The 26204-nt window shown below is 55.4% G+C and carries 31 protein-coding genes, 1 tRNA gene, 2 rRNA genes and 3 pseudogenes; 20 read left to right on the top strand and 17 right to left on the bottom strand.

Features of this window, described 5'->3' with window-relative positions; translation table 11 throughout:
• From A3722_RS22730 to A3722_RS22720, 3 genes are all read left to right on the top strand, one after another.
• A 23S ribosomal RNA gene (locus A3722_RS22730) occupies positions 1 to 237 on the top strand; the annotation flags it as partial.
• Between the two features lie 145 nt (positions 238 to 382).
• Positions 383 to 497, top strand: a 5S ribosomal RNA gene (gene rrf / locus A3722_RS22725).
• A 263-nt stretch (positions 498 to 760) separates the two neighbouring features.
• A tRNA-Met gene (locus A3722_RS22720) sits at positions 761 to 837 on the top strand.
• Here the strand turns inward: A3722_RS22720 and A3722_RS23735 are convergent.
• The gene (locus A3722_RS23735; protein ID WP_330220246.1) at positions 794 to 2482 is read right to left on the bottom strand and encodes a recombinase family protein; all 1689 of its coding nucleotides are present in this window, start codon (positions 2480 to 2482) and stop codon (positions 794 to 796) included. The genes A3722_RS22720 and A3722_RS23735 overlap by 44 nt on opposite strands.
• 361 nt (positions 2483 to 2843) lie before the next feature.
• Positions 2844 to 3035 carry a hypothetical protein gene (locus tag A3722_RS22705; protein WP_067625820.1) on the bottom strand — a complete coding sequence of 64 codons (192 nt, stop codon included), beginning with the start codon at positions 3033 to 3035 and terminating at the stop codon, positions 2844 to 2846.
• 314 nt (positions 3036 to 3349) lie between these two features.
• Here A3722_RS22705 and A3722_RS22700 point away from each other — a divergent pair, with 314 nt between their 5' ends.
• The 4 genes from A3722_RS22700 (at position 3350) to A3722_RS22685 (ending at position 6805) form a co-directional block, all read left to right on the top strand.
• Entirely contained in the window at positions 3350 to 3631 is a 282-nt protein-coding gene (locus A3722_RS22700) for a hypothetical protein (RefSeq protein ID WP_067625818.1), read from the top strand.
• Between the two features lie 19 nt (positions 3632 to 3650).
• A complete protein-coding gene (locus tag A3722_RS22695; protein ID WP_067625817.1) occupies positions 3651 to 3884 on the top strand; it encodes a hypothetical protein in 234 nt (77 codons plus the stop codon).
• Positions 3885 to 3944: 60 nt separating this feature from the next.
• Positions 3945 to 5126 carry a tyrosine-type recombinase/integrase gene (locus A3722_RS22690; RefSeq protein WP_067625814.1) on the top strand — a complete coding sequence of 394 codons (1182 nt, stop codon included), beginning with the start codon at positions 3945 to 3947 and terminating at the stop codon, positions 5124 to 5126.
• Positions 5127 to 5878: 752 nt separating this feature from the next.
• Positions 5879 to 6805: an ArdC family protein gene (locus A3722_RS22685; protein WP_067625811.1), complete on the top strand. Its 927-nt coding sequence runs from the start codon at positions 5879 to 5881 to the stop codon at positions 6803 to 6805.
• Between the two features lie 47 nt (positions 6806 to 6852).
• On the opposite strand, the gene A3722_RS22680 is transcribed toward A3722_RS22685, so the two are convergent.
• Together A3722_RS22680 and A3722_RS24205 are read right to left on the bottom strand one after the other, a co-directional pair.
• Positions 6853 to 7233, bottom strand: coding sequence for a hypothetical protein (locus tag A3722_RS22680; RefSeq protein WP_150120053.1), 381 nt, complete (start codon positions 7231 to 7233; stop codon positions 6853 to 6855).
• Between the two features lie 7 nt (positions 7234 to 7240).
• Positions 7241 to 7993 (bottom strand): hypothetical protein, encoded by a 753-nt coding sequence (locus A3722_RS24205; RefSeq protein ID WP_150120052.1) that lies wholly within the window; start codon positions 7991 to 7993, stop codon positions 7241 to 7243.
• A gap of 241 nt (positions 7994 to 8234) precedes the next feature.
• On the opposite strand from A3722_RS24205, the pseudogene A3722_RS22670 reads away from it, so the two are divergent.
• A pseudogene (locus A3722_RS22670) lies at positions 8235 to 8552 on the top strand (zincin-like metallopeptidase domain-containing protein); the annotation flags it as partial.
• 163 nt (positions 8553 to 8715) lie between these two features.
• Here the strand turns inward: A3722_RS22670 and A3722_RS22665 are convergent.
• Positions 8716 to 9024 carry a hypothetical protein gene (locus A3722_RS22665; protein ID WP_067625799.1) on the bottom strand — a complete coding sequence of 103 codons (309 nt, stop codon included), beginning with the start codon at positions 9022 to 9024 and terminating at the stop codon, positions 8716 to 8718.
• A gap of 3 nt (positions 9025 to 9027) precedes the next feature.
• On the bottom strand, positions 9028 to 9897 hold the full coding sequence (locus A3722_RS22660) for a hypothetical protein (protein WP_067916482.1): 870 nt from the start codon (positions 9895 to 9897) through the stop codon (positions 9028 to 9030).
• A gap of 241 nt (positions 9898 to 10138) precedes the next feature.
• On the opposite strand from A3722_RS22660, the pseudogene A3722_RS23730 reads away from it, so the two are divergent.
• A pseudogene (locus A3722_RS23730) lies at positions 10139 to 10456 on the top strand (zincin-like metallopeptidase domain-containing protein); the annotation flags it as partial.
• A 30-nt stretch (positions 10457 to 10486) separates the two neighbouring features.
• Here A3722_RS23730 and A3722_RS22655 read toward each other — a convergent pair.
• On the bottom strand, positions 10487 to 10909 hold the full coding sequence (locus tag A3722_RS22655; protein WP_067628266.1) for a hypothetical protein: 423 nt from the start codon (positions 10907 to 10909) through the stop codon (positions 10487 to 10489).
• A 3-nt stretch (positions 10910 to 10912) separates the two neighbouring features.
• A complete protein-coding gene (locus A3722_RS23725; RefSeq protein WP_082849596.1) occupies positions 10913 to 11737 on the bottom strand; it encodes a polymorphic toxin type 30 domain-containing protein in 825 nt (274 codons plus the stop codon).
• A 213-nt stretch (positions 11738 to 11950) separates the two neighbouring features.
• On the opposite strand from A3722_RS23725, the pseudogene A3722_RS22645 reads away from it, so the two are divergent.
• Positions 11951 to 12280: pseudogene (locus tag A3722_RS22645) on the top strand (zincin-like metallopeptidase domain-containing protein); the annotation flags it as partial.
• Positions 12281 to 12778: 498 nt separating this feature from the next.
• On the opposite strand, the gene A3722_RS24200 reads toward A3722_RS22645, so the two are convergent.
• Both A3722_RS24200 and A3722_RS24195 read right to left on the bottom strand, forming a co-directional pair.
• Positions 12779 to 13087, bottom strand: coding sequence for a hypothetical protein (locus A3722_RS24200; RefSeq protein ID WP_150120212.1), 309 nt, complete (start codon positions 13085 to 13087; stop codon positions 12779 to 12781).
• A gap of 9 nt (positions 13088 to 13096) precedes the next feature.
• On the bottom strand, positions 13097 to 13885 hold the full coding sequence (locus A3722_RS24195) for a hypothetical protein (protein WP_150120211.1): 789 nt from the start codon (positions 13883 to 13885) through the stop codon (positions 13097 to 13099).
• Positions 13886 to 14198: 313 nt separating this feature from the next.
• Here A3722_RS24195 and A3722_RS22635 point away from each other — a divergent pair, with 313 nt between their 5' ends.
• Genes A3722_RS22635 through A3722_RS24190 form a run of 4 tightly spaced genes read left to right on the top strand, consistent with a single transcriptional unit; the run spans position 14199 to position 18640 of the window.
• A complete protein-coding gene (locus tag A3722_RS22635) occupies positions 14199 to 14654 on the top strand; it encodes a hypothetical protein (protein ID WP_150120210.1) in 456 nt (151 codons plus the stop codon).
• 6 nt (positions 14655 to 14660) lie between these two features.
• Positions 14661 to 16037, top strand: coding sequence for a tetratricopeptide repeat protein (locus tag A3722_RS22630; RefSeq protein WP_067628254.1), 1377 nt, complete (start codon positions 14661 to 14663; stop codon positions 16035 to 16037).
• A gap of 47 nt (positions 16038 to 16084) precedes the next feature.
• The gene (locus A3722_RS22625) at positions 16085 to 18088 is read left to right on the top strand and encodes a lysozyme inhibitor LprI family protein (protein WP_150120209.1); all 2004 of its coding nucleotides are present in this window, start codon (positions 16085 to 16087) and stop codon (positions 18086 to 18088) included.
• Positions 18089 to 18640 carry a hypothetical protein gene (locus A3722_RS24190; RefSeq protein ID WP_150120208.1) on the top strand — a complete coding sequence of 184 codons (552 nt, stop codon included), beginning with the start codon at positions 18089 to 18091 and terminating at the stop codon, positions 18638 to 18640.
• A gap of 31 nt (positions 18641 to 18671) precedes the next feature.
• On the opposite strand, the gene A3722_RS24185 is transcribed toward A3722_RS24190, so the two are convergent.
• Genes A3722_RS24185 through A3722_RS22595 form a run of 6 tightly spaced genes read right to left on the bottom strand, consistent with a single transcriptional unit; the run spans position 18672 to position 22578 of the window.
• Positions 18672 to 18968: a hypothetical protein gene (locus A3722_RS24185; protein ID WP_150120207.1), complete on the bottom strand. Its 297-nt coding sequence runs from the start codon at positions 18966 to 18968 to the stop codon at positions 18672 to 18674.
• Positions 18968 to 19624: a hypothetical protein gene (locus A3722_RS22615; protein ID WP_067628247.1), complete on the bottom strand. Its 657-nt coding sequence runs from the start codon at positions 19622 to 19624 to the stop codon at positions 18968 to 18970. The genes A3722_RS24185 and A3722_RS22615 overlap by 1 nt, the downstream gene beginning before the upstream one ends.
• A 4-nt stretch (positions 19625 to 19628) precedes the next feature.
• Positions 19629 to 19889 (bottom strand): hypothetical protein, encoded by a 261-nt coding sequence (locus A3722_RS22610; protein WP_067628244.1) that lies wholly within the window; start codon positions 19887 to 19889, stop codon positions 19629 to 19631.
• An 11-nt stretch (positions 19890 to 19900) separates the two neighbouring features.
• Complete coding sequence (locus A3722_RS22605; protein ID WP_067628240.1) at positions 19901 to 20416, bottom strand: hypothetical protein; 516 nt, start codon at positions 20414 to 20416, stop codon at positions 19901 to 19903.
• A gap of 10 nt (positions 20417 to 20426) precedes the next feature.
• The gene (locus tag A3722_RS22600) at positions 20427 to 20930 is read right to left on the bottom strand and encodes a J domain-containing protein (RefSeq protein ID WP_150120205.1); all 504 of its coding nucleotides are present in this window, start codon (positions 20928 to 20930) and stop codon (positions 20427 to 20429) included.
• Positions 20931 to 20946: 16 nt separating this feature from the next.
• Entirely contained in the window at positions 20947 to 22578 is a 1632-nt protein-coding gene (locus A3722_RS22595) for a type IV secretory system conjugative DNA transfer family protein (RefSeq protein WP_067628233.1), read from the bottom strand.
• A gap of 267 nt (positions 22579 to 22845) precedes the next feature.
• Between A3722_RS22595 and A3722_RS22590 the strand changes: the two genes are divergently transcribed.
• Entirely contained in the window at positions 22846 to 23151 is a 306-nt protein-coding gene (locus A3722_RS22590; protein WP_067916478.1) for a hypothetical protein, read from the top strand.
• Positions 23152 to 23210: 59 nt separating this feature from the next.
• On the opposite strand, the gene A3722_RS22585 is transcribed toward A3722_RS22590, so the two are convergent.
• A complete protein-coding gene (locus tag A3722_RS22585; RefSeq protein WP_067628227.1) occupies positions 23211 to 23552 on the bottom strand; it encodes a low molecular weight protein tyrosine phosphatase family protein in 342 nt (113 codons plus the stop codon).
• A gap of 405 nt (positions 23553 to 23957) precedes the next feature.
• Here A3722_RS22585 and A3722_RS22580 point away from each other — a divergent pair, with 405 nt between their 5' ends.
• From A3722_RS22580 to A3722_RS22560, 5 genes are all read left to right on the top strand, one after another.
• On the top strand, positions 23958 to 24218 hold the full coding sequence (locus A3722_RS22580; RefSeq protein WP_067628224.1) for a hypothetical protein: 261 nt from the start codon (positions 23958 to 23960) through the stop codon (positions 24216 to 24218).
• Complete coding sequence (locus A3722_RS22575) at positions 24199 to 24558, top strand: DUF2958 domain-containing protein (RefSeq protein ID WP_067628223.1); 360 nt, start codon at positions 24199 to 24201, stop codon at positions 24556 to 24558. The genes A3722_RS22580 and A3722_RS22575 overlap by 20 nt, the downstream gene beginning before the upstream one ends.
• Positions 24555 to 24785: a hypothetical protein gene (locus A3722_RS22570; RefSeq protein WP_067628222.1), complete on the top strand. Its 231-nt coding sequence runs from the start codon at positions 24555 to 24557 to the stop codon at positions 24783 to 24785. Before A3722_RS22575 ends, A3722_RS22570 begins: the two co-directional genes overlap by 4 nt.
• Complete coding sequence (locus A3722_RS22565; protein WP_067628220.1) at positions 24782 to 25084, top strand: hypothetical protein; 303 nt, start codon at positions 24782 to 24784, stop codon at positions 25082 to 25084. Before A3722_RS22570 ends, A3722_RS22565 begins: the two co-directional genes overlap by 4 nt.
• A 101-nt stretch (positions 25085 to 25185) precedes the next feature.
• On the top strand, positions 25186 to 26022 hold the full coding sequence (locus A3722_RS22560) for a hypothetical protein (RefSeq protein ID WP_067628217.1): 837 nt from the start codon (positions 25186 to 25188) through the stop codon (positions 26020 to 26022).
• Positions 26023 to 26204 lie beyond the last annotated feature (182 nt).

Raw genomic sequence — 26204 nt, 5'->3', positions numbered from 1 at the left:
CCCTAGTACGAGAGGACCGGGGTGAACGATCCACTGGTGGACCAGTTGTTATGCCAATAGCAGTGCTGGGTAGCTATGATCGGACAGGATAACCGCTGAAGGCATCTAAGCGGGAAGCCCCCCTCAAAACAAGGTATCCCTGAGAGCCGAGGTAGACCACCTCGTCGATAGGCCAGAGATGTAAGCGTGGTAACACGTTCAGTTGACTGGTACTAATTGCTCGATAGGCTTGATTTGATCCAGTAGAAGCAAGACTTCAACTTATCAATCAAAAGCATACACATACAATCAGTGGTACATGACTTGGACAAACAACGCTCAGCGCTGCAGTGGTGACCCCGTCGCTCTGCTGCGCAGAGCGCTTTATCAGGAATTTATTTGGTTTGGTGATCATAGCGCGAGCAAAACACCTGGTCCCATCCCGAACCCAGCCGTTAAGTGCCGTAGCGCCGATGGTACTGCGTCTTAAGACGTGGGAGAGTAGGTCATCGCCAAACCTAATAAGTTCCTGATAAAAACAGTATCTCTCCACGATCAACAGAATAACAAAACCGCCGTAGCTATTAAGCTGCGGCGGTTTTGTGTTTTTTTTGGGGGGCGAATGGAGCGTTATCGGCACGTCTCTGTGCCCCCAAACTCACGCGCGAACTTCGGCGAAGCGAAAGTTAAGGGCGCTGCGTAAAATCTCAAGAAAAATCTAAATTCTATGTACGAATGCCCTTGCAGCCCTCGCACTATAAGTCTAAACGAAGGGCATTGGCGCGGGATGGAGCAGCCCGGTAGCTCGTCAGGCTCATAACCTGAAGGTCGTAGGTTCAAATCCTACTCCCGCAACCAGCTTCATTTGCCCGCCGGAGTCATCTTCGGCGGGCAAATCATGTCCAGATCGAGCCCCCGCAACCAGCTTGATTTGCATGAGGTCGTCCGGCGAAAGCCCGGCGGCCTTTTTGCTTGTCTGGCAGAGACTTAGGATACCGGCCAGATCGCCCTCGATGTCCATGACGAAGCCGCTGGCTTCATCGGACGACGGGTGCAGCACGATCCGGTCGATCAGGCCGCGCAGAATCTCCACCGCTTCATGCTGCGCGTTTTTATCGGCGAGTGACTCACGCAGCCGCATCACTCCCTGGCGATAGCGCTCCCCCATAGACGGATGCAGCAACGGCTTTTCCTCCTTGGGCTCGGCCTCAAGTCGTTTCTCGATCTCGGCGCGCTCGGCTTCCAGCGCGATCATGCGGTCCTTCACGCGCTCGGCAGGCACGCCGTCGCAGATGGCATCGATCATCCGGTCAAGCTCCCGGATGACCTTCTGGAGCCGCGCCTCATCCTTCGCGCGGTTGCCGCTCTCGGCCATGCGCAGCGCATTCATGTGCCGGGTGTATTCTTCGCAGAAAACCGCCAGCAGCTTGTCATCCATCAGGCGGTGCTGAAGGCCGTTCAAAACCGAGGCTTCCAGCACGTCGCGGCGGATCGTGCGCTTGCTCTCGCAGGTGCCTTTGTTGCGCGCACTGGCGCAGCCAAAATGTTGCTGGCTGATCTTTACGAACGTGCTGCCGCAGCAACCACATTTGATCAGGCCGGAAAGCAGGAAGCGGGGCCGGCGACGGTCCCAGAAACCTTCTGCTTTGGATTTGTCCTGCTTGCCGAGTGCCGTGGCATCCTGACGCGCTTTCACCTTCTGCCATAGATCATCGTCGATGATCCGCAGATGCGGCACATCCTGCACGATCCACTGATCGGGCGGATTGAGGCGAGACAGGCGCTTGCCCGTCTCGGGGTCCTTGACGTAGCGCAGGCGGTTCCAGACCAGCCGCCCGATATAGAGCTCATTGTTCAGGATGCCGGTGCCGCGATCCTTGTTGCCATGGATCGTGGACGGCCCCCACGTCTTGCCGGTCGGCCCTGGCACGTGCTCGGCATTCAGCGTCTTCGCGATCACACGCGGGGACGTGCCAGCAGCATACTCGTTGAAGATGCGGCGCACGATATCGGCCTGATCTTCGTTGATCTTGCGATCTCCGCGTTCGGGTTCGCCTGCGGCGTTGACCTTGCGGACGACATCATACCCATAAGAATTGCCGCCGCCGGATTTTCCGGCTTCGACACGACCGCGCAGACCGCGCCGCGTCTTGTCCGACAGGTCTTTGAGGAAGAGGGCGTTCATAGTGCCCTTCAGGCCGATATGCAGCTCGCTGACCGCCCCTTCGCTAAGCGTGATGATCTGCACGCCTGCAAAGCTCAGCCGTTTGAAGACGGCGGCAATGTCTTCCTGATCGCGGGAAATTCTGTCCAGCGCTTCGGCGAAAACCACCTGAAACTTGCCCGCCATGGCATCCTGCAAGAGCTGCTGGATACCGGGCCGCATGAGGCTGGCGCCGGAAATGCCGTGATCGGCGTAGTGCTGCGTCACCGCCATGCCCTCGCGCTCCACGCGTTCGGCGCACAGCCTGATCTGATCCTCGACCGAGGAGGCCGACTGCATATCGGTCGAATAGCGGGCGTATATGACGGCTGGAATCATGGCGGCGCTCATGAGGATGAGCCTTTCGGCGAATGCGAGGTCTGGGTTTTGCTTGCCTCATAATCAGCCTCGGCCGCCATTTTGGCAAGAGTCCGAACCAGTGCGCGCAGCTTCTCGTCAACCGCCGCACGTTGCGCGGGGCGCGCCAGTTCTGTTTTCTCCTCCAGCTCGTGGGCCATGGCCATCCATCTTCCGCGCTTGGTTGGCGATCCGTCTTCATCTTTTCAGATAGGTTCATGGTCCCCCCAATACTTGGACACGGATTGGACACCGCCTCCGGCCGTGCAGGCCGGCCGGCCTGCATGGCCGATCGGTGAAAACATTAGGGACGCGGCGCAGGATTTATGCGGATTGCGATTTCGCGCCGGATATTTTGCAGGTTTGCTGCATGCGCGAAGTGCTCGTGCGAGCCCAACTCACAGCTTTCCAGTTGTGCTTGTGCCTGGCGGAACAGGACATGCAGGTCCGGAAGGGATTGCTGCGCCAGCGCGGCGCGGGTGAATATCTCAGTCATAACGGCGACTCCTTGTCTGTATCGAGAGCCCCGACCATCGAGGCCTTTCGCCGTCCCCCGTCATCATCATCGGCCATAGAAGGCCCTCATGGACGGGGTGGAGAACAGATAAGGAGAGAAGTGCCGTGTGGGGTATTCACCAGCCCGATTGCAAATCAGCGAAGCCAACCTCGTATCAAAGTTCGCTACACGCAACCGCTGCAACGTACGGTCAGCGCGCGTTTCGCACATGCAGCAAATATAAAATGCAAAATATTATTAACAGAAAATTAATTACCATAATGGGAAAATGGCATTAGGAGAGCATTACAGAAATGTCCAAGAAGAAAACAGGAAAAGGGCGCGCTGGTATTACCGTTGACTATGCCAAGATGGGCGTCATGACCATCGAAGAGTTGAAGCAAGCGCTTTGGACCGATTTACAGATTCTGAAGGATGAGCGTCGCGTCAAATACATTGTCGCCCCACGGCTCAAGCTCCAGCCGACGGACGAGAGCGGAGACCCCGTGCCGGTGCGCGACCGTGACGGAAAAGCCCTCCACCGCATGCATACGAGCCATTATAGACCGGCGTGCATGGACTACGACTTTAGCTAAAGATGGAAAGGGGGTAACGATGAAGCCGCCATACTACATAGGACTGGACAGCGCGCGCGAAGTTCTTGCCGAGATTGGAATCGAACTTAACGAGCAGCAAATAAAACGGGCTGCCAATCCTGATTTATACGGACGCCGGAAATTGCCGTTTTTCGTTGATCCGATCGACGGAAGGCTCAAAATCGAAAAGCAAAGTCTTGTGGATATCTACAGGCAGGCGCAAATAGATGCAGAAAATAGTCTTCGTGATTGATACTTTATGAACCGTATTTGACAATTGTTGAACCGTTTTTATGAATAGCATTTTGAAATCATGGCAGACATCAGGAGAAGAGAGACGCCAGCGGGCGTTACATATCAGGTAAGGTATCAGAGCAGGTCAACAAAGTCCGGATACCAGTACAAGACGTTTCACTCCCTGAAAGCGGCACGCGCCTTCCTGGAAAGCGGCAAGACGCAAGCTGCAACAGAAACGACCCATCCCGAGATCGACACGGTTGCCAAGGCTGCCGACTGGTGGCTCCGCATCTGTGAAAAGGAAGGGCTGAACGGCCGCGAGCCCGTGACCTACTACACCCTTAAGAACTACAGCTACCGCGCACGGTTCATCGAAGATTATGACTGGAAGAAGGGTCTACGCCAGATCACGGCGCCCGATGTGGTCGCGTTCCGCTCCTGGTTGCTTCAGAGCGGCGTCAGCCGGTCCCTTGCGTCCAAAGTCCTTTCTGTTCTTCATTCGATCATGAAAGAGATGACCATTCGCGGTGTCATCCCGTACAACGTCGCGTCCGGGATCAGCATTCGTCAGGAATCCCGTTACACCGAGCCTGTCACCATCCCCAGTAAGAACGATGTCATGGCCTTGTTGAACACGGCCGACGCGCTCGCCGCATCGACAAACGCCCAGACTGCAAGAACATGGCAGCGATATCGTCCGATCCTCTATCTCGCTGCAGACTCGGGTATGCGGCCTCAAGAATACCTTGCGCTGAGCCGGAGCAGCATCTGCGACAAAGGGGTGTCGGTGGACCGCGCAATCGACGGAAGCGGTCGCACGATCTCGGTGACGAAAACGAAGGCCGGGCGGCGTTTCATCGATCTTTCGCCGGAGACGGTGGCGATGCTTCGCCATTACGTTGAGCACCATAGCGTGCCGAATGACTATGACCTCGTGTTTCCTGCGCAGAATGGAAAATGGATGTGCCGAAAGAACTGGCAGCGCCGCGGATTCAACGTCGCCTGCGTAGAAGCCGGCTTGACCAATATCGAGGTTATCAACGGTAAGAAGGTCGAAAAACCGCGTTATCGCCCCTATGATCTCCGCCATTTCTTCGCTTCAATGCTTATCGAGCGCCAGCTAAATCTAAAGAAGATTCAATCCCTGATGGGCCATAATAGTATTGAGACCACCTTGAATGTCTACGGGCACTTGCTCGAAGATGGCGACGATGATAAAATCACTAACGTCGGTATGCTCGGCACCTTGCTGAATTGACTATTTGTGGCGCAGTTGTGGTCTGAAAGACTTATCTATTAAGGCTTACAGCTATTTTGTCTCAATGGGGTGCAAGGGGTCGGAGGTTCGAATCCTCTCGCTCCGACCATAATAAAATCAATAACTTAGCGGCATATTCTGTAAGGAAACCCCTCATTTCCCCGATTTTTGCCACAAATAGCGACCCGCTGTAACCCGCATGAATCCGCCATTCTCTTTTTCGCTCTGCCACAACTTGTGGCGCGTTTGTGGCAAGACTTGAGAAGCTCGCATGCCGTTTTCGCGGAGCAGCGCTCCCCGTTATTGCAGACAGCTACGGTCATCATCCGGGCGCCTGCCGGTTCCATTCTTGTCATTTGCCACAATGCGCCGCAATTCAGCGCGCGGTCTATCCTGTTTGCAGCGGGTTCAGAATGCACCGGGGCGGGCGTACTCTTGTTTGCGGTATGCCATCCAGAGAACTGTCCTTCCGGACGATGATCCTGTTCGGTGAACAATGCCGGGTTGCCGCGTCGCGGTAACGTTCCGGCACGGTCATGTCGCCTTCCGTAAAGGCGTTCCTCAAGTTTCAGACGCATCAATGGCCGGGCGCGCCGTCCGGTCAACGGCCTGCCCGCACCATCCGTCTCCGCCTTCGGCTCCACCGGACCGTGTTGGCCGTACACGCGCCTGACGGCGCGATGACCAGCCGTCTTATCCGCCCGTCCTTCCGTGACGCGTCTTGAGGAAACGCCAAACGGAAGGAGAAAGACATGACCAGCAAGACCGAAAAGAACCGCGCAGACATCTACACCCGCATCACCAACCAAATCGTCACCGCCCTGGAGCAGGGCATCAAACCCTGGACACAGCCCTGGAACGCCGCGCACGCCGCCGGACCCGTCTCCCGCCCGCTGCGCCACAACGGACAGCCCTATAGCGGCATCAACATCCTGACGCTCTGGGCTTCATCGATGGAACGGCACTTCGGCGCCCCGATCTGGATGACCTTCAAGCAGGCCCGCGAACTTGGCGGCCATGTCCGGAAAGGTGAAAAGGGCTCGCCTGTCGTCTATGCCAATACGCTCACGCGCACCGAGACCGATGAAAAGACCGGCGAGGAAGTCGATCAGACGATCCCCTTCATGAAGGGTTACACGGTCTTCAACATCGAGCAAATCGAAGGGCTTCCGGCGCATTACTACGCCCCCGCCATGTCACAGCTCAATCCCGATCAGCGGATCGAGGCTGCGGACGCGTTCTTCGCCGATACCGGCGCCGATGTCCGCCACGGTGGCAGCAGCGCCTACTACTGCCCCCCGGAAGACTATGTCCAAATGCCCGTCTTCGAGACCTTCCGCGATGCCGAAAGCTACTACGCCACACTCGCGCATGAATGCACTCACTGGACGCGGCACAAGAGCCGCCTGGATCGTGATTTCGGCCGCAAGCGCTTCGGTGACGAAGGCTATGCCCGCGAAGAGCTCGTGGCCGAGCTTGGCGCTGCGTTCCTCTGCGCCGATCTAGGGCTGACCCTCGAAGATCGCGAAGACCACGCCGCCTATATCGGCAGCTGGCTGAAGGTCCTGAAGGATGACAAGCGCGCCATCTTCACCGCCGCCGCGCACGCGCAGCGGGCGACCGATTATCTCCACGGCTTGCAGCCTGTGATCGACGAAACCGACGAGGCCGCCGCATAGGCGGCCTCTTCAACCATCTCAATTGAACTGGCCTCGTGATGGGTCGATTATGAATAGTGAGATTTGAAGTTTAAGCCGAAGGTTTTTACATACAGATGGTTCAGTTTTTTTCGATTTTCTTGCCAAAGTGGGTCTTCTAATATCTTTATATCGCTCTTGTCCCAAGGCTGTTGGTCGAAATAGTTCTTAATAATTTCAGCCATTTGCCGGATAACCATTACCTGCATATGGTCAAACCCTAGCGTTCGTAAATCAACTTCCTCGATATCTATGTCATCGAAGAGAATTGAGTACATTTCCCCCGAGTTAATACAAAAATCCAGATTGTACCCCGCCCAGACCTCTTCTTGGAATTCACGCGAAGAGAACCTTTGCAGTGTCTCCAAAATCTCATTGCGCAATCTTGTTTTGTGATCTGTTTTTCTCATTAAAATTTTACCTAATTAAATCATGGAATTTACTAAGTTTAAATTTGTTTGCCGGTATGTGCGAGTCTTGGCTCGAATTTCTAGTCACTTTTCCCAAGGAATTATAATACTGCCCATCAATTCTGACCTTGACATACGGGCGTCGTTGCGCAGGGAAAGGACTATTCGGGTTTCCTGGCATAGATCGGATTTCATTGTATTCATCCTTTCTATATCTAACACCATTTCCCCTTTTACTTGGCATTCTCTGCCAGCCTTTTGGCGCCTCAATTGCCTTTGCCTTCAGTTTCTTTGAGGGAGAAGAGTTTTGTAACCGAATAGGCTCCTTAGCTCGAAGTCGCATTTTAGTTGAGATAGCATCTTTTGATGTCGAATTTCCCTTTGACCAAATCCGAGCAGAAGCCTTTATGCGTTCACTGACATTCTTCCCGGCAGCGTGACTGACAGATATCCGTCCCGTTGGAAGGGTCGCTTTCGGCATTGCGCTGACACTGCGTTTTTTGGACCTTTGGCCTATGGGTTTTTTCAGCGTCGCAACTGGCTTGGTTCGTTTGGTCGGCTTCTTTGCCGCTTGCTTGAACTGCGCCTGCGGCCGCTTGCCGCCCTTGGCCAATACAGCCGGTGGTTCCGTGGGCACCTCTTCCAGAACCAAATCAGTCAACGGCAACGCGATGCGGTATCTGGCCGTTGCGTCCGTGGTGAACCCGATGGATATGACAAGTATTATTGGAAGAAAGACAATCAGTTTGCGCAAAAACATGAGTGACACCCTCTACAGGCTAGAGCTGACGCAGGGTAACCTCCTAGGCTCATCCTGTGAAGCATGACGGTTCCGGCGCTTATGGGTTGGTACTTGTGTGCTGGTAAGTGATCGGGCAAAGGCGAAAGGGCTGATGGCTTTTCATAGAGCGTGGGGGGCTCGTGGGCACGAAGTATACGACCCACAAAAGTCTGAGGATTGTATTACTGGCTGGGCATCAGACTAATAAGCTACTACGCGCACCCTTGCGCATGAATGCACTCATTGGACGCGGCACAAGAGCCGCCTCGACCGCGACTTCAGCCGCAAGCTTTTCGGTGACGAAGGCTATGCCCGCGAAGAACTCGTGGCCGAGCTGGGCGCTGCGTTCCTCTGCGCTGATCTCGGGCTGACGCTCGAAGATCGCGAAGACCACGCCGCCTATATCGGCAGCTGGCTGAAGGTCCTGAAGGATGACAAGCGCGCCATCTTCACCGCCGCCGCGCACGCGCAGCGGGCGACCGATTATCTCCACGGCTTGCAGCCTATGGTAGACGAAACCGCTGAGGCCGCCGCATAGGCGGCCTCTAGCCGAGGCGGTAACTTGCACCAGGCACCAATGCCAATCATGCTAAGTAATAAGCAAGAACGGCCACTCAAAAAAGTTCCAGAATATCATGTAATAAACGGGGGCAGTTTATCGAAGGAAATGCGATGATTCAGAAATTAGAAAAGAGGTAGTTTTACAAATTAAGATCAGCATTCTCGACACTACAATCATATAAGCGCACCAAGTTATATATAGCTTTGCCATATTTGCTTGATGCGAAATCAGGATCACCTGAGCAATCCACCATGACTGTCAGAACACTGTCAACCATATTCACTCTTTTAGACTCGTCTGTTTCAGCAAGAAAGCTATGAACCTCGCCAGCCATAAGGTCAATAAAGTCAGGATTATATTCTTGCTTAGCCGCCTCTTTTAAGTTCAAGAACAAGAGTGTGACATCACGCTCAGCCGACGTTTTTCTCTCTGCATTTATTTTATTCATAAGTCATTTTATCGTGAAATTGAGAGATTTTGCAAGTTTCGGATTCACCAGGTATATTTGCTCGCCGCCTCCTTTTGAGTGCTTCGTGAAGCCATGAGAATTGCTCTTATCAGCCGCCTTACCAACTAAAACAATTGCGCCTTTCGGGTAAATCATAGTCGATTTTTGAGATAGATTGTTGCTGCCATGTGTTGCCTGATATCTGGCCGCATTGCCGGACTTTTTGTATGTTTGACGCCCAGAATACGGGCTCCCCAATTCACTTGCACCACCTCCCCACCTGCGATGAACAACCATTGGGCTTTCGAGACGGTAGGCGCGGACTTCCCCAGAGAAAGAGGCGGCTGCTTGAGCACGATATGCTTTGTTTTTAATTGCCGAGAAAGCTAGGCTCCCTTTTCCAATTAAGGTGTGGCCCTTTAAGCTGCTCTTCTCGCCTTGTTTGGTCAGTTTTAACCCGAAACCAACCTTTGACTTTTGCCGGAGAGAAGCCTTGACGTCTTTCAGACGTCGGTTCTCTAGCGGTCTTGACTTTCCTAGCTTTGCTGCACCACTAACGGACAAGTTTTTGGTTTGAAACTGTATATTCTTGACGTGATGTGAAACAGAAGGTTTCCGCTGCCCCGCTGTTGGCTTCTTCAGGGTCGCAACTGGCTTGGTGCGTTTGGCCGGCGTCTTTGCCGCTTGCTTGACCTGCGCCTGCGGCCGCTTCCCGCCCTTTGCCAAAACAACCGGTGGTTCCGTGGGCACCGCTTCCAGAACCGAATCAGTCAACGGGACTGAGATGCGGTATTTGGCCGTTGCGTCCGGGGTGAAGCCAATGGATGCGACGACCATTACAGAAATGAAAACAATGAGTTGGCGTAAAATCATGCGTGACACCCTCCACCGGCTAGACCTGACGCAGGGTAACCTCCTAAGCTCATCCTGTGAAGCATGACGGTTCCGGCGCTTATGGGTTGGTACTTGTGTGCTGGTAAGTGATCGGGCGAAGGCGAAAGGGCTGATGGCTTTTCATAGAGCGTGGGGGGCTCGTGGGCACGAAGTATACGACCCACAATAGTCTGAGGATTGTATTACTGGCTGGGCATCAGACTAATAAGCTACTACGCGCACCCTTGCGCATGAATGCACTCATTGGACGCGGCACAAGAGCCGCCTCGACCGCGACTTCAGCCGCAAGCGCTTTGGTGACGAAGGCTATGCCCGCGAAGAGTTCTTAGCCGAGCTTGGCGCTGCGTTCCTTTGCGCCGATCTCGGGCTGACCCTCGAAGATCGCGAAGACCACGCCGCCTATATCGGTAGCTGGCTGAAAGTCCTGAAGGGCGACAAGCGCGCCATCTTCACCGCCGCCGCGCACGCGCAGCGCGCAACCGACTATCTCCACGGCTTGCAGGCCGTGATCGACGAAGCCGACGAGGCCGCCGCATAGGCGGCGTTCCTATAAAGCCGAGATAAAAACTCATTTCCAAAAGTTTTCATACGGATTTGAGATGTTTTCTCCAGCTGCTTCACGGTATTCAGCAAGCTCAGATGCCGAAAACTCTGAGAGACTCCCGTTGGCGCACAGATTTAAAAGATGCTCATAGGCGCGCTGCAAGCCTAGTCGATCAATGACAGTTATTATTTCTTCGATCTTCAAATCAATATGCTCCAATGGAAGCGCAATTAAGTAATCCTCAATTTCATTTTCCGTGATTGCATCTAGTTTTTCGTAGTTTCGCCACTGTATTTCGCTTAACTCTGATAGCGCTTCCAAAATCCTCACATGTTGTTTGTTGCAACCATGCTTCGAGGATTTAGGGATCAACTCTCTAGCGATCGCACCTACTTGATTAGATGGAACAGTCTCAGGCAAGCTGAATATTTTTTCGATGACATCCATTACTTAAAAATCTACCGGAATGTGTGTTTTATTGGAATGCTTATTGTAGAGCTTTCCATCAGTGCCAAGCAACTTGTTTCCGATTTTGATTTGGGCCGTCCAGCCTCTTTGAGAGTTTGATCCCTTTGGAGCACTGCTATCTGGGCTGTGCCATTTGACTTCAACCTGGCGGCCTTTAATTCGGAACTTGTGCTTGTGACCGCTTGATATCCGAGGGCTCTTCTTAAAGCTATTTAATGACTGCTGAGGAACCACGCTCTTTAGAGAGCTCTCACTTATTCTGCCATGAGAAATTGACTTTGTGAAACTCAGTCTTGCCTTTTGATCTCTCAGCTTTCCATAAGCCCCAAATTCCTTGCTCTGATTTGTCCTAATTTTTACTCCATTGGCCCCAGCCTCTCGTAGTTTTCCGGTAGAAACTCGAATCTGCTTTGCTGATAATGGTGTTCTGGCGAATGCTTGGCTATGTGTTCTAAGTTGACTAGAAAAGTGCTTCCCGGCGGTTGGACTAACAGATATCCGTCCAGTTGGAAGAGTCGCCTTCGGCAGTGCGCTTACACTGCGTTTGTTGGCCTTTGCCCCGATCGGTTTTTTCAGCGTCGCAACTGGCTTGGTTCGTTTGGTCGGCTTCTTTGCCGCTTGCTTGAACTGCGCCTGCGGCCGCTTGCCGCCCTTGGCCAATACAGCCGGTGGTTCCGTGGGCACCTCTTCCAGAACCAAATCAGTCAACGGCAACGCGATGCGGTATCTGGCCGTTGCGTCCGTGGTGAACCCGATGGATATGACGAGTATTATTGGAAGAAAGACAATCAGTTGGCGCAAAAACATGAGTGACACCCTCTACAGGCTAGAGCTGACGCAGCGTAACCTCCTAGACTTATCCTGTGAAGCATGACGATTCCGGCGCTTGTATGATGGCCGCCGATCGGATGAAGATGAAAGGGCTGCTGGCTTACCATAGAGCGTGGGGGCTCGTGGGCACGAAGTATACGACCCACAATAGTCTGAGGATTGTATTATTGGCTGGGCATCAGACTATTAAGCTACTACGCCACTCTTGCGCATAAATGCACTCACTGGACGCGGCACAAGAGCCGCCTCGACCGCGACTTCGGCCGCAAGCGCTTCGGTGACGAAGGCTATGCCCGCGAAGAGCTCGTAGCCGAGCTGGGCGCTGCGTTCCTCTGTGCCGATCTCGGGCTGACCCTCGAAGATCGCGAAGACCACGCCGCCTATATCGGCAACTGGCTGGAAGTCCTGAAGGACGACAAGCGCGCCACCTTCACCGCGGCCGCGCACGCGCAGCGCGCGACCGACTATCTACACGGCTTGCAGCCCGTGATCGACGACGCCGACGAGGCCGCCGCATAGGCGGTCTCTATGTGAGACCGAATTGTCCGATTTCTCCGTTCCCTCGCTCGCCAATTAGAAATCCCATTGTTGATGTAACACTTGCCAAGAGCCAATCACAGATTCAGGCCCTCACGCGGGATAATAAAGCCTTCAACCGAAACTCAGCTGCCAAAAACGGTTCTCTGATTGCGGCTTTGTCAAGCGGATGAGCGGTCTGTCCGTCCGGGGTCGCGGGTGCGCCTCATGATAGTTTTCGGTGGTGGATTGTCTCCAATCGAAGTCCACCCGATCTGCCCACTGCGAGCCCGCACCCTTTGGGTGATCCATGATACGCGCCCCTCTCAGCCATCAACACCATGTTTTATATAAAAAAATTCCAAGGTCAGGACAGCGAAATCAGCGCGCTACTTGGGAAATGCGGGGAGGGACCTGGCAGGCTTTGCAGGTTCAATTTCACAGATAGCTAAGTGTTTGAGATATGCTGAAAAAATATTCGTGGTCGCTGCTAGCAAGCAGTCAAATATCGCTTGTGCGATGAGCTGCCGGTACTACCTTATCAAGGCTGTCGGCAAGGTCTGCTCCGTATTCAAGTGGTATTTCTTGGAATTTAGCTGCTCCAAACTTATTAGAGCCAAGCGGGCGACACCAAAAACCAATTTTGACCATATTATCCTCAACGTCTTCAATCCATACCTGCCAAGTTCGACCGGAAGCATCAGCAAATTCAGTCGCAATAATATCATGGCCCTTAAATTTTCGGATCATTTTCAAATTGCGACGATCGCACCAGAAAGAAAACGCACCCAAAATATCTCTTGTTTCCATCGCAATAATCTACCTGAATTCTTTCCCATTCTTAAAATTTCCTCGCGGAATTTTATCTAGAAGAAGAAACTGTTCAGCGCCACCCCTTCTACCAAAAGCACCCAAGGCTCGTGATCTTATCAACCTAGTGCCTGCTGGGACAATAACTTTTTGAATTTTTGTTGCCTTGTTTGATGGAGGAAGCGTCAATGCTTGCTGAGCCCACTCCCTTGATTTCGGCCTTGATTTAGTAAGAAAACCTCCAGTCGTTTTGTCTCCAGAGTAAACGCGATAGTATGTCTCGGTTTTCTGTGTTACAAAGCTGCGAATTCTTCCAGCGGCATATGGTGTGTGCCCAAGCTTTTGAGGGCTCGGCAGGAGTTTTGTTTGCCTCAAAGTTTTTCTAGTTGCCTCGATCGTCTTTGTGATTGAGCGAGCCTTCCCAAGTGTCTGCGATGAATTTTTTATGCGTTCATTGACATTCTTCCCGGCAGCTTGACTCACAGATAACCGCCCCGTTGGAAGGGTCGCTTTCGGCATTGCGCTGACACTGCGTTTTTTGGACCTTGGGCCTATGGGTTTTTTCAGCGTCGCAACTGGCTTGGTGCGTTTGGCCGGGCTCTTCGCCGCTTGCTTGAACTGCGCCTGCGGCCTTTTACCGCCCTTTGCCAAAACAACCGGTGGTTCCGTGGGCACCGGTTGCAGAACCGAATCAGTCAACGGGACTGTGATGCGGTACTTGGCCGTTGCACTCGGGGTGTATCCAATGGTTGCGACGATCATTATAGAAAGAAAAACAGTGAGTTGGCGTAAAAGCATGAGTGACACCCTCCACCGGCTAGACCTGACGTAGGGTAAACGCCTAGACTTATTCTGTGAACCATGGCGATTCAGGCGCTTTTTTGATGGCCGCCGATCGGATGAAGATGAAAGGGCTGCTGGCTTACCATAGAGCGTGGGGGCGTTGATGGGGACGGAGTATAAGACCGACAATAGTCTGGGTGATTATATTACCGGGTGGGCAACCGGCCATTCGTACAATGTCTGGAGTGCTCAAGGTGCTCAACATCACAAGCCTTACACACCGCCTCCGATACCGCGTGCACCGACCAAGAGCTGTACAGTTGTTCCAATGCACCCGGTCACGGTGCCGCTGAATACGGCACCGGAGAAACATATGGTTGACGGTCATGACTATTCCGGGCCATACGGGATAGCCGCATGGGTAACGGATCAGCTTTTTCGCATACTCCTTAAGGTGGAAAAGGCGATAACCCCGTATCTTTGGGCGATTATGCTTGCCGGTGCTTTGGCCGGCGCGACGGCAGCCGCTTACTTCGCCATCGCAATCTTTCCTTCACAGTTGTTGAACCTGGCGGTTGGCGCAGTTTTCGGTGTGGTAGCAACCGGGCTGACGCTGGTCGCGCTGAAAATGTTTGCAACGGTCACGATTTTCGCAATCAACGTTGTTATGAGCTTATCGATCTTTGGCTTGATGCTAGCGGGCATTGCCGCACTCGTTGCGGCGGCCGTCTATCTCATGTCGTTCTTTGTTCCCGAACTCGCAGGGCTTTTTCCTGAATGGTGATGTAAAATGAGAGTTAAGGCGCAAATTCTTGGCTTGGGAGTGTTCTCCGCCCTGGCAACCTTGACAATACCGGCTGTTGCAAGCGCCGAGGAGTTTCAGGACGTTCACGAATGTGACCGGTATGCTGCGCACCCAGGCGATCCTCACCGTTGGGCGGCTGGTGTCGACGATCATGATATTATACCCGGTCCCGCGGTACAATTCTGTCGCCAAGCTGTGGATGAATATCCTGAAACGCCCCGTTTCGCGTTCCAGCTCGGACGCGCCCTCTGGGCTGCGAACAGAACAGACGAAGGTACAGATGTCTTCCTGGCACTCGAAGAACAGTTCGAGTATGGACCCGTCTACGCATATTTAGCCGATGTCTACATGTACGGTCTTGGCAGTGCTGAGGTGGACGAAGAACTTGGGATTTCCCTTTATCAAATTGCAGCAGAAGCTGGATTCGCACCTGCCGCCGAAGTTCTCGCCAACTTGACAGAACTCGGCGACGAAAATGACATAGAACGTGCAGCAGTTCCCGAAAGAACCACGCCTCAAAACCAGCCAGTCGAACAGGTTTTGGCGCCACAGGCTGTCACTTCGCAACAAGAAGCCTTCTTCAATTCTGGGCAATATACGCAGCCGAAAATGGTGGCCGCCCTCTACTCGGGGAACCTATCCGAACTGAAGCCGCAAGGTGTTGGGAAATCAAACTACGCAGGGATATCAAACGCACACGTTTATGTTGCTTCATTTCACAAGGAATTTTCCGGTACAGTGAATTTCAAGGACCAAACTTGTGTAACGCTCTATGACCCAAGGATCACGAGGAATCTCGATGCTAAGGTGACGCGGTTGATGACCGGTACTCCCGGGACCAGTCTTGAAAATAGTCTAAATCAAGGGGCGCAGAGAGGCTGGGAAATGATGGCAGATATTCTGACGGATATGTCAAAGGGCGGCATGGGGGCTCTGGTAGACACACAACAGAATCTTCTGGAGCTTGGGGAAAATGGCGCAATTGATGCCGCTCGTCTGATAGGTCGGCACGGATGCCAAAGCGAAATTACAAAACGCATTTACGCCAACATTCGGGCCTATGCTTTTGGTCAACCCGGAGTTCTTTCTCCTGAGGAGGAGGAGCGACAGGAAAAAGAGAAAGCAAAAAAAGCGCGAGAGCAGGAAGAAAACCGTAAGGCGAAGCTTCGTGCCGATGCTAAACAGAATTGCGTGGCGCAATGGAAGGAGAAACCCCTGTGTCAGTGCATGGTCGAATTATTGGAAAAACATGAAATCTCGGACGGAGATTGGCAGCTTGTCAGAGGGGAATTCAAAAACGTTATATCGCTTTCTGGCCGATATGACGGGCTGCGCGAGGGGCTTCGGGCGTGTCGTACCTAGAGTATAAACGTTTTCTTCCGCTATAAGTATTCAAGGAAGTAAGAGTGATGGCAAGAATATTTACGATTACCGCTATTCAGATTTTTCTTTCGATTTTGTCTGCAAATGCACAGCCAAGCTATAATTGCGGAAATGCCGCTACTGCTTCCGAAATCACGATTTGCTCTTCTGCGCGTCTTGCCGAGCTAGATCAAGCTATAGCGTCGCTATATTCTTCGGCGAAGGCGCGTCTCGCGTCCGGAGATCGGCAAACGCTACTTATAACGCAGCGCTCATGGCTTTCTAAGCGTGATAGATGCCAAGCCGATAGCATGTGCCTTGAGAATGCAATGGAACACCGCCTCGCTGTACTCGGCAACGTGGTGAGTTCAGGGAAAGTCGTGACTGGCCAAGCCGCAATAGATGTTGATGGACCATCGAGCAGCGAGATCGACGTTGCTGCTCCGGGGAGTATTGCAGGTACCTGGGAGGGCGAGGCGATATGCCGTGCCGGTGATACATTTTTCGGGTTGCAAGTTGAAGACGTCCAATCACCGCGCATCACAGGCTTGCTGCAAGTTGCAGGTCCAGACGCTCTTGTGCGGGGGGTCTCTATGTTGAACGTACAAATGCGAAGTGGTTCGCAGCAAGGAGAGTTTGAAGGGGCCGTGGAGTATAGAGGGGCTGCACTTAAATCTTTCTATGTCAGGCGCGGTGACCAGGTTGGCACGATCATAATGTCAGAGGAGGGGTTGGGTTGCGGAAGCATCGAGTTGACCCGCATCAACGCAGAATCTCTATCGCGAAAGCCGACAGCTCATGCGCGCGGAGGCGGAAGCTACTACGCTAGTCAAAGCCCGCAAGAGATATGCGATGCAATAACCGAGCTTCCCAGAACATTCGAACGGGAATTTCCGGACATTCCTATGCGGGAGACCGCAACGGAAAATCTATACCCGAAGCTTGTTTTGCTCTATGCTGACGATGATTGGGTTCCGGTCTTCGGTGCTCCGTTCGATGCCATGCCACTGAATGAGCGGCGTAAAATTCGAACCGATGCGCAGCAAGCATGCTATAATGACCCTTTTTATAGCGATGATTACTATAAGTTCTCAGTTCTGGATCGTGGCCTCGCGGGAAATATAGAACGTCCGTTGACCAGTTTTGGATTACCGGCAATTCATATCGCTATCCGCCAAATCAGGGTGACGCGCCACCGGCTTGAACAGCACGTAAACGAAGTGCTGTCCTCGACCGAAGTTGCTGACGCTGCTGCGAAGGCCCGCACTGCATCTGCGTTCATTAAGAATAATGATGAAAGACTGTGGCCCAGCGAAATTGAGGCGAAAAATAAACAGCTTGCAGACCATGTGGCAGCTTTAGCCCTTCAGAACGTCGAAGCTGAACTCTCCCGTTCCGATGATACATCCAATCCCGCACAACAGCTTGCCGCACTGAGCGATATGGCCAAAGGAGAGCAAGAATATCACCGTTATCTTGATGAGCGGAACATGGCCGATCTTGAGAAGCGCGTGACAGAACGACAATTACAGCTTGCGCGAAAGGTTCTTTCGGATGACCTTTTAGAGATTGAGAATTTACCGCAAGACCGAAGCGGTTTGATCTCGTTGGAAGAGAAAGCATCAGAACTTGATGCGACCTTATCATTGCTCGTGGGCACAGTGGCCGAGCCGTTCCGCGCGCGTATCGAAACAAAGCGTCAGTCGATTCTCGATGCCTTGTTCGAACGAACTATTTCGGCCCTTCAGGCTATAGAGCCAGGGCCGGCAGGGCTGGAGTTTAGTCTTGCGTGGCTGGAAGATTTCAAGGCGCTATTCACACCTTATCAGAACATAATCGCTTTTGAGAAAGCGCTGAATGAATTTGCCGAAAAGCGCGAAAGCCTTTTGGAGGGTTCCCTAAAGCAATTCGAGGTTGATGTTGAACAGGCCGCAACTGCAGGCGGCGAAGCAGAAGTAAATAAGGTCGTAGCCCGATATCTATCGTGGGATGGGGACGAGGAGATTCCGGTATGGCTTGACTATCAACTGGTCGCAGAACTCTACAAATAGATGAACGGGATCAGGTCGTTCCAAGTTGCAATAACGCGGGCAGTAAGTTTCGCTGCTATTACTTTTCCGATTGTTGTAAGCGCCGGTGGCGATCTTGGCGCAGTCTCGGAACCCTATGAACGTTCTCCAACTCTGCTTGAGTCAGTGACCGTTAAGCTCAAAACTACCAGGCTCGCAACGTCTGCGCTCGCCGATCTAGCAGGGCTCTATTGCACAGACGATGGAAACAGCTTCCTGATTGGGCGGCCTGCGGGCAGCAATGCCTTCGAAATCCGGATCACAAGCTGGCAAGGTATGTTCTATTGTGGCATCGAAGGCATGGCCAACGCGACTCAGGATGGCTGGCTTCTGGAAAACCAAGGTTGCAAGCTTCAATTGCGGGAGGAGGACGGCGTCATCGCGCTTGCCGCATCGCCCCATGAAGCCTGTGCGCCTTTCTGCGGGATGCGCGCCAATCTGAACGGTTTGACCTTTCCGCCTTTGAGCCGGGTGACGACAGCCCTCGATCCTTCGCTCTTTGCGCATGATCTCGGCGAGTTGAACCCGTGTTGAGACGGGCTGTGTCGCACGCCACCTGAATTTTTCAGTTCAGTTGTTTGGGCGTCACCGAGTGCAGGCACTCAAAGGTCGGATCATCGACCACCACAAACTTGATGGCGTAGTCTCCTGAAGCGTTGTGCTCTTCCATCAGCAAGCGCCAGACCTGATGCCACAATATTCTTGCGGCCCGTGTTCGCCGGGATTCCCAGCGATATTCGGCTACGCCGATCGGTGAGGGATATCCGCTACGCTCGCATGCGGCTTCCAGCCGCCGCGCCGCATCATAGACCCGGCGCGGGACATAGGTAATCCAATCGGGGTTCGATGGCCTGACACTCATCACGTTTCCCGCTGCTGATCATCTGTGAGCATCGCATCGATCTTCGCCTTGAGCAGAAGGGCACGGCGCTCGTGGCCATCGATGATGGCGACCTGTGTCAGGGCATCACCGTGCTGGAGCAGCACTTCATAGGTGCCTGACTTGCGGCGGCCGACATGGACGGCGCGGCATTCGTCGCGCGGAAAGGTGTTCGGGGTGCCGACCTGGCCGCGCTGAATGCTCAGCGTGTCGCCGCGCAGCTCCACGGTGAGGTGGGGACGATCCGTGAAGTCGCGCCAGATTTGACCGGCCAGTGAGCCGAACATCAGGATGATGAGCGCAAGACCAAGACCGAAGCTCCAGCCCTGGAGATCGGGCGCGGGATCGCTCGGCGTCCATGTGCGCGCAACATCGATGAGCGGGGCGAGCGCGGCCGGAATACCACCGATGATCGCTGCGGGCAGGTCCCCCATTTTTCGAGGTAGTGATGCCAGATCGGCATAGTACAGGGCCGGTGCGCTGATGAGCATGAGCAGCGCGATGACCGTGACCGTCATCAAGAATTTCCGACCCTTTTCGGGGTTCGGGTAGTGGCCTTCGAGACGCATAGCTTCGCCCACGCGCTCGACAACGGGTCTCCCCATGATCCGGGTTTCGAACAAATTTTTGAGAGTCATTGTCTCACTCCTTTTTGGCAGGCCGGCCGCGTTTGCGGGCGGGGCGATCGATGGCCACGTTCAGCCCGTGCTCCTTGGCCAGCATCCTGATCTTCGCCATCGCCTCGCGTTTGCGCTCGGCATCACGCAGCGTCAGTTGATCGCTCGCGACCTTGATCACGAGCCGCAGCTCTTCGTCGCTGGCTTCGGCGAGATCGCGCTCGATATCATTCGGCGTCATGCGCGGGGCGCGCTGCCCGGTTATCGTTTCGTCATGTTCCATCATCATCCTTCCTTTCAGGGTTTGGGTTTCGGGAGGCGCAGCGGCGCCTCGTCCTGCGCGATTTGTGGCGTGCGCGGTGGCGCTGTCGTTTCGATGCTCTTAAGCGTGCCGATCGGCCCTTCGCTGCCGCAGGAGGGCGCGCAGCGAAAATAGAAGCCGCCGCGCCGCCGCTCGGAGCGCCCATCACAGACGAAGGCGCCGCAGCGGCCGCATTTGGTGAATCGTCGCTCTCCGCAGTGCGGGCAGTCCACCGCGTTCAGCTCAAAATACCGGATGTCATACTGCGTCGTGAGAGCAGCACCGGCGGCATCATGGTTTGTCAGCGGCGCAGGCATGCGCACAGTCTCCAGCGTGTAGCGGGGCTTGCCGCACTGGCGGATAAAGACCGCTTCGAACGGCGTGTCCGTCCTGGCGCAGCGGCAGGCAAGATACTGGCGGTCGGTGCGCGCTTCGTCGAAGGCGCGCAGCCGAGATTTTGCGCGCTGGATTGCGCCGCCGGTTGCCGTAAGGGCTGGCAGTCTGAAATTCATGATCGCCCTCCTAGCTCCATCCAAAATGTTCACTGATGCGGTCACGGGCGCGCAGGATCTCCATGGTGTCCGCCGCGTCGCCGCCCTGGTCGGGGTGCGCCCGCTTGATGGCGCGGTGATAAGCGCGTTTGAGATCATCCGGCGTGAACCCGCTTTCGGGGAGGTCGAGCAGGGCGCAGGCGTCCGCGATATCCGAAGGAGCTGGCGGGTCTGCGGGGCCAGCATCGCTGTCACCGCGCTGCCCCGTGTCGCCGCGCGCCGCTTCGCTCGCGATGAACCACAGCAACAGAGCGAGCCGGGCGGTGCCGGAGAAGACGACTGACAGAGCGCGCGCAATGCCGATGCCTGCGGCCGGCACGATCGCCAGCAAGGCGGTGAAAACGAGCTGCGCGAAATTGACCAGAAGCCGGCACAGAACGGCCATTAGGATCGGCAGCATCTGAAAGGCGATCAAACCGGCAAACAGCGCCAGATGCGGCAGCCAGCCTTCGTTAATCACCCAATGCGGCAGCATGTCGATGACCCAGCGCTCAAAGGACATCGCGAACGACCTCCCACAGGCGGAGCAGGCCGTAGCCAAGGCCGGCCAGGTAAAGCAGGGCTGCGACCGGATGCGGCGCGAGCAGAAAGGCTGCGGCATAGAGCGCCTTGCCCCAGAGCCGCCTTGCCAGCGCGCCAAAGGCGGGCGGCGTGCGGCCCGATTGATAGGGGTTGCGGTAAAACCGCCCCCGCAGCGCCGCGCGCTGCCAGTAGCGGGTCTTGCGCAGAACGGCAGGCTTGAGGTTGCCGATGAAGGCGATCTGCTTGTCACCGTCGAAATGCAGGATTTCATCGACGGTCAGGAGCGGGCGCCGCGTCTCGGATGTGGAGGCCTTGCCGTCGGCATTGACCGACCGGCTTTCCGCGGTGCGTTCGCCGACCAGCCGGTGGATATACTCCGCCGTCTCCAGATCGGCGGCGCCAAGAAACTGCCGCAGGCCGCAATTGGCAATGAAGCCCTGCCATTCTTGGCCATAGAGCGCTTTGACCTGACCGATGTTCTGGAAGATCGGCCAGAGCACGACGCGGTACTTGCGCAGCGTGGCGAGCCAATTCGGAAACCGCGATATCTTCCGCAGCGCCGCCGCTTCGTCGATGACGAACAGCACCTTCTTGCGGGCGAGCGGGGCGCGCTGCATGGTCCAGATCGCGCAGCCCATGGCAAGGCGCGGGATCGCGGCATGCGTCTCGCTATATTCCAGAGGCAGGACAACGGCGATGATGCAGCCCTTCACGCGCTGCCCGCGCCGGTCCGTCCCCTTGAGCGCCCCGAAATCCACATCGCTGCGCTTAAGGTTCTGGCGCACGACCGGGTCCGCCAGCCAGCGCAAATCCTGCTGGATCGTGGACATGACGGCCGAGAACTCTTCCGGCGCCTGGGCTTCGCGCCGCTCCATGGCCGAAGCTTCGGCGGCCACAAGTCCGTCGGCTACCAGATTGGCCTGCATCTCTTCGAGCAGCTTCTCCCAGCCGTCCGCCGGCAGGTTGACCAGCTCGTACAGTTTCCCGAGATGATGCTCGTTCCGTGGCCGCGCCGTTCGAATATGGACAATCAGCGCCTGTTTGAAGGTCTGGCCGGTATCCTTGAAGAATTGTGACGACCCGTTCTCACGGCCGCTGCGCGGCGTTAGCATCTCGGCCAGCAATTCCGCATGCGCGGCAAATTGCGGGTCCTTCGGATCGAGAATATCCATCGGATTGAAGCCGTGAAGCGGCAGCGCCCACGGCTTTTCCGGGTGCATCCCGAACGGATTGATAACGGTGACCTTGTAGCCTTGGGCGCGCCACTGCTTGATCGCGATCGCCGCGTTCTCGCCGCCCGGATCGTTGATGAACACAAAGGGACAATCCAGAATGGCCGGAAGGATCGCCGCCGTTCCCTTGCCGCTGCCGGACGGGCCAAAGGTGATCGCGTGCGTATCGTCGTAGTAGACCGGCAGATCGGCGAGTGACCAATCGCCGACGATCATGCCGTCCCGGCGGAACAGGTTCTTCTGAAGCGCTGCGTATATCGAGAGATAAGACGCCGAGCCGAGCGTTGTCGAATCCTGCTTGAAACGACAGCGCAAGAGGGCATAGCACCCCGCACTTACCGCCGCTGATCCCAAAACAATCCCGATCATTGCCGTTTACACCCTTGTCGCTTGAGGATGTACTTGGGAGCTGGCTTCGCTGGTGACGACGACACAGGTTGGACACGCCGGAGCTGGCGCGTCCTGCATGGCCGGACCGGGCTCTAGGCGCTATTGCGCCCCAAGCCTGTCGTCTTGGCCGGAAGGTGACGATCCCTCGCGCGGGAATTAGCCACCGCTACGTTCAAGCAATTTCTTGCAGAATAAGATCTATTTATGTCATAAAGGCTGACTTATTTTATCGGTCTGGAGGCATTAATGGCAAAGATATTTGACGACATAAAGCGACTAGAAGAGATGCAAGAAAAGTTGGATCGGCATTTTAACAAATCCGCACAATATTCCGGTGATAAAGCTGCCAAAATTGCAGCTGGCTATGCCGCTGTCACCGAAAGCATTCACGCGCTAAAAGAAAGTGATGCATTTTTCAACGAAACAATTCGCCAACTTGAAAAGACAGGAACAGAAGAATCCCGCCTAGAGGCTATTCGTATGCGCAGAGAACGTCGCGCGATGAGACCAAAATGTGATCTCGGCGGTGGGCGCGAGCGGACCTTTGAGTAGATCGCTCAGGAATTTTCACACAATAACCCTGGTATCCATGCTCCCGATACGTCCAATATCTACGCACGGCTGTCGTTCAACGCTGTGAGGCGCGTGCCGACCTTTTCCTTCAGTAATGCCACAAGCGTGGGATCGCCGCGCTCATACTCATCCGGGATATGCAGCGTAATGATCCGTTTGTCCGGCGGGCGTTGCTTGAATTTCTTGCGGATGCGTTCGCGGTGGTGGGTTTCCATCGCGAAGATCATGTCGGCGGCCGCCACCAGCTCCTTCGTCAGCGGGCGCGGCGCTTCGGAATCTGTCCCTGCTGATATCACTTCAATACCGGGCATGTCGCAGAAGACATCTTCAGCGGTCGGGCTTCTCAGCTTGTTAGCCGTGCAGACGAACAGGATACGCATAGCGGCATAGTATCAGAGCATCGGAATTTGTGCAGCCCTGCCAGCCCCAGGGGACCGGATTTATCGGCGGCGGTCACTTGCCCGGGCGCATGCGGGCACCGGCATATTGTCCTGCCGCAATTTCGGAAAAACAGGCGCATGGCGTTTTTTTCGCGATCGGATGGCATTCCGACATCCCCGTCTCCTGCCTTTCTGCAAGGGCAACCCGCATTGCCAGACCGTGCGCGAAGCTGGCGCATAACGCGGGGCTCAGCGCTGCAACTTGCTTTGTCGGCTCCCCCGTTCCCTTCGCGCTGCTCCGGTCACGGTCCCCCCAACAATGCGTTGCAGCCGCCCCGGCGCATGCGCCGGACGCGTCGGCATCGGCTGGCATGGGGCCAGCCCGCAACGAAAAGGAGACTGAAAATGACTGACGCAACGCAAACCCAAACGCAGGACAAGCCGTCCGGCACACGCCCAAAATTCCGGGCCTGGCTGGTGCAGGACACGCCGGAAGGCGAAGCCCACTGGACCGAGCTCTCGGGCCTCTGGCCGACAAAATCCGGCAAGGGCTTCAAAGGCAACCTGCGCACGCCGATCGCAGCAACCGAGGGCCGCCTCGTGATCCTGCCGGCCACGTTCAACCCGCACAGCGAGGAGAAGTCCGATGAAACTGATCCCCGCTAGCGAATACCGAAAACTCATCGAGCAAGGCCGCGCGACAGCCGCGGCCTTCGCCGAAGGGCAGGAGCCGCCCGATCACAAACCCGTCGTGAAGCTATTCACGCCCGATGCGAACTGCACCTGGCTGATAGCCGAGCTCGATCCGGACGAACCGGACATCGCCTACGGGTTGTGTGACCTCGGACTCGGCTGCGCCGAACTCGGCAGCGTACGGATTTCCGAGATCGAAAGCGTTCGCGGTGCCCTCGGGCTTCCGGCGGAACGCGACTGTTCCTTCCGAGCCGACCGCAGTCTCGGTGCCTATGCCACCATCGCCTACAAGAACGGGAGGATCGTCACATGAGCACGCATATCACCGATCAACACGTCAGCGCCTTCGAGGCGCTGACATCCGGCGAATACAGCAACTTTGCGCTTCTGTCGTGCCATGTGAACGGCGCGCCCGCCGCGGCCATTGTGGCCGTGAACGAAGACTCCGGCGAATACCGGATCACGCCACTATTCGTGAGCGTCACGCCCGATATGGCGCTGACCGATCATGACGGCGTCCCGGCGGGAGGTGTATCATGAACACCACCGAAACCTACCGCATCGACTGGGAGGGCATCGCCCTCTCAGTCCGCTGGACGCCGCAATGGCTTGGTATCGATCTCGATGGTCATCAGGTCGCGCATCTCGAACTGCTCAGCGACGATCGCATGCCGTTGCCAGTCACCGAGACTGGCTACCGTTCGCACTTCACGAGCCGCGAAGCCGTCGAGACCGAAGGCGGTCCCGTCGCCTATGCCCGCAAGTGGCTCGATTGCGAAGCGATGTCCGACGCGTGGAAAGTGTGCGAGGCCGCCACCCGTCAGATGAGCCTGTTCTGATGCCAGACCGCGCGCGACCGGCCCGCACCGCCTCCGGCGGCGGGCTGGTCGTTGCGCTTTCCGGAATTGAAGTGGAATGATCGACGCCGTAACCTTCGGGCATGGCGAAACTTCCTGTTGTCGAAAAGAGCGAACGCGATGAAATACGCGCGCAACTTCGGACCTATATGGACCGGCACCAGATCGGCGCGCCGCGGCTCTTTGAACGGATGAGCTTCACCCTTGAGCGCATCGATCAGTCCTATATCGATCTGCGGTCAATCCAGCGGTTCTTGCGCGACGAAGTACGCACGGACGACGAAAAGGTCATCCGCTATCGGCGGTTTCTCGCGATTGCGGCACCCGAAATCGTTGCGCCAAGCGGGACAGCAGATGTGCCGTCGCTCGCGGATGTTTTCGCCGACGTCGTCAAAAAGCGCACGGTGCAACCCGTCGCTGTCACCAGCGTGGACGATCCTGACCGCCAGATTCCCTTTTCGGAATTGACGAACCGCAAGTCACTCGCTGACTATGAAGGTCGCTTCGTCGTCAGCGAGCGGGTCTTCGGGACCGATTTGGCCGAAGATGCGCCTGCGGGTATGCATTGGGTGTTATTGCCTGAACCGGACGGGAAGTTTCTCAAAATTTTCATGCTGGCCGAGATGCGCGTAGAGGGCGTGGCCGCCCCGCCGCCGGGCGAAGAACTCTACGAACCGGTTTCCGCTGACGCGTTCATGATCCCCTTTGGCATGGACGAACTCTTAGTTGTCGATGTGCCACCATTGTCAGGGGGCGGCAGCTTCTCGGTTCTCAAGGATGTCAGCGCCGCACAATCATCGAAAATGATGGTGCTTGAAGGGGCGAGACTTGCGACGGTCGCGCCCTGGTCTTCGTCCGCGCCGGTGAGTACCATCCGGCTGGTTCGCATTGAGCATGCCGCTGAAACAGCAAATTCCTGACTGTTCCGCTGCGGTCTCCACGAGTCCGCGACGCCCCGTTTCAGTCCGAATGAGCCATACAGCAGGACAAGTGAAACAGGCGTGTCCAACTCTTGTCGTGCCATAAAATTTGGCGTAAAAGTGAAGGTAAATCAACAGGATCGCAGGCTCTCCGCGGGATAGGGAGCAGGCGTTAAGATTTT

It is taken from the genome of Sulfitobacter sp. HI0027 (assembly GCF_001634775.1).
GTDB lineage: Bacteria > Pseudomonadota > Alphaproteobacteria > Rhodobacterales > Rhodobacteraceae > Sulfitobacter.
The sequence above is the reverse complement of the archived record's forward strand: the minus strand, read 5'-3'. Positions and strand labels throughout refer to the sequence as shown.

Bases quoted from the DNA above. Each gene is read 5' to 3' on its own strand.
- A3722_RS22630 (WP_067628254.1), top strand. From the start codon at position 14,661: ATGAGAGTTAAGGCGCAAATTCTTGGCTTGGGAGTGTTCTCCGCCCTG.
- A3722_RS22635 (WP_150120210.1), top strand. From the start codon at position 14,199: ATGCACCCGGTCACGGTGCCGCTGAATACGGCACCGGAGAAACATATG.
- A3722_RS22560 (WP_067628217.1), top strand. From the start codon at position 25,186: ATGGCGAAACTTCCTGTTGTCGAAAAGAGCGAACGCGATGAAATACGC.
- A3722_RS22610 (WP_067628244.1), bottom strand. From the start codon at position 19,889: ATGATGGAACATGACGAAACGATAACCGGGCAGCGCGCCCCGCGCATG.
- A3722_RS22615 (WP_067628247.1), bottom strand. From the start codon at position 19,624: ATGACTCTCAAAAATTTGTTCGAAACCCGGATCATGGGGAGACCCGTT.
- A3722_RS24205 (WP_150120052.1), bottom strand. From the start codon at position 7,993: ATGTTTTTGCGCAAACTGATTGTCTTTCTTCCAATAATACTTGTCATA.
- A3722_RS24185 (WP_150120207.1), bottom strand. From the start codon at position 18,968: ATGAGTGTCAGGCCATCGAACCCCGATTGGATTACCTATGTCCCGCGC.
- A3722_RS22700 (WP_067625818.1), top strand. From the start codon at position 3,350: ATGTCCAAGAAGAAAACAGGAAAAGGGCGCGCTGGTATTACCGTTGAC.
- A3722_RS24190 (WP_150120208.1), top strand. From the start codon at position 18,089: ATGAACGGGATCAGGTCGTTCCAAGTTGCAATAACGCGGGCAGTAAGT.
- A3722_RS22655 (WP_067628266.1), bottom strand. From the start codon at position 10,909: ATGGATGTCATCGAAAAAATATTCAGCTTGCCTGAGACTGTTCCATCT.
- A3722_RS22605 (WP_067628240.1), bottom strand. From the start codon at position 20,416: ATGAATTTCAGACTGCCAGCCCTTACGGCAACCGGCGGCGCAATCCAG.
- A3722_RS22625 (WP_150120209.1), top strand. From the start codon at position 16,085: ATGGCAAGAATATTTACGATTACCGCTATTCAGATTTTTCTTTCGATT.
- A3722_RS22705 (WP_067625820.1), bottom strand. From the start codon at position 3,035: ATGACTGAGATATTCACCCGCGCCGCGCTGGCGCAGCAATCCCTTCCG.
- A3722_RS22600 (WP_150120205.1), bottom strand. From the start codon at position 20,930: ATGCTGCCGCATTGGGTGATTAACGAAGGCTGGCTGCCGCATCTGGCG.
- A3722_RS22575 (WP_067628223.1), top strand. From the start codon at position 24,199: ATGAAACTGATCCCCGCTAGCGAATACCGAAAACTCATCGAGCAAGGC.
- A3722_RS22590 (WP_067916478.1), top strand. From the start codon at position 22,846: ATGGCAAAGATATTTGACGACATAAAGCGACTAGAAGAGATGCAAGAA.
- A3722_RS22665 (WP_067625799.1), bottom strand. From the start codon at position 9,024: ATGAATAAAATAAATGCAGAGAGAAAAACGTCGGCTGAGCGTGATGTC.
- A3722_RS22685 (WP_067625811.1), top strand. From the start codon at position 5,879: ATGACCAGCAAGACCGAAAAGAACCGCGCAGACATCTACACCCGCATC.
- A3722_RS22585 (WP_067628227.1), bottom strand. From the start codon at position 23,552: ATGCGTATCCTGTTCGTCTGCACGGCTAACAAGCTGAGAAGCCCGACC.
- A3722_RS23725 (WP_082849596.1), bottom strand. From the start codon at position 11,737: ATGTTTTTGCGCCAACTGATTGTCTTTCTTCCAATAATACTCGTCATA.
- A3722_RS23735 (WP_330220246.1), bottom strand. From the start codon at position 2,482: ATGCAGTCGGCCTCCTCGGTCGAGGATCAGATCAGGCTGTGCGCCGAA.
- A3722_RS22565 (WP_067628220.1), top strand. From the start codon at position 24,782: ATGAACACCACCGAAACCTACCGCATCGACTGGGAGGGCATCGCCCTC.
- A3722_RS22570 (WP_067628222.1), top strand. From the start codon at position 24,555: ATGAGCACGCATATCACCGATCAACACGTCAGCGCCTTCGAGGCGCTG.
- A3722_RS22690 (WP_067625814.1), top strand. From the start codon at position 3,945: ATGGCAGACATCAGGAGAAGAGAGACGCCAGCGGGCGTTACATATCAG.
- A3722_RS22680 (WP_150120053.1), bottom strand. From the start codon at position 7,233: ATGAGAAAAACAGATCACAAAACAAGATTGCGCAATGAGATTTTGGAG.
- A3722_RS24200 (WP_150120212.1), bottom strand. From the start codon at position 13,087: ATGGAAACAAGAGATATTTTGGGTGCGTTTTCTTTCTGGTGCGATCGT.
- A3722_RS22660 (WP_067916482.1), bottom strand. From the start codon at position 9,897: ATGATTTTACGCCAACTCATTGTTTTCATTTCTGTAATGGTCGTCGCA.
- A3722_RS22595 (WP_067628233.1), bottom strand. From the start codon at position 22,578: ATGATCGGGATTGTTTTGGGATCAGCGGCGGTAAGTGCGGGGTGCTAT.
- A3722_RS24195 (WP_150120211.1), bottom strand. From the start codon at position 13,885: ATGCTTTTACGCCAACTCACTGTTTTTCTTTCTATAATGATCGTCGCA.
- A3722_RS22695 (WP_067625817.1), top strand. From the start codon at position 3,651: ATGAAGCCGCCATACTACATAGGACTGGACAGCGCGCGCGAAGTTCTT.
- A3722_RS22580 (WP_067628224.1), top strand. From the start codon at position 23,958: ATGACTGACGCAACGCAAACCCAAACGCAGGACAAGCCGTCCGGCACA.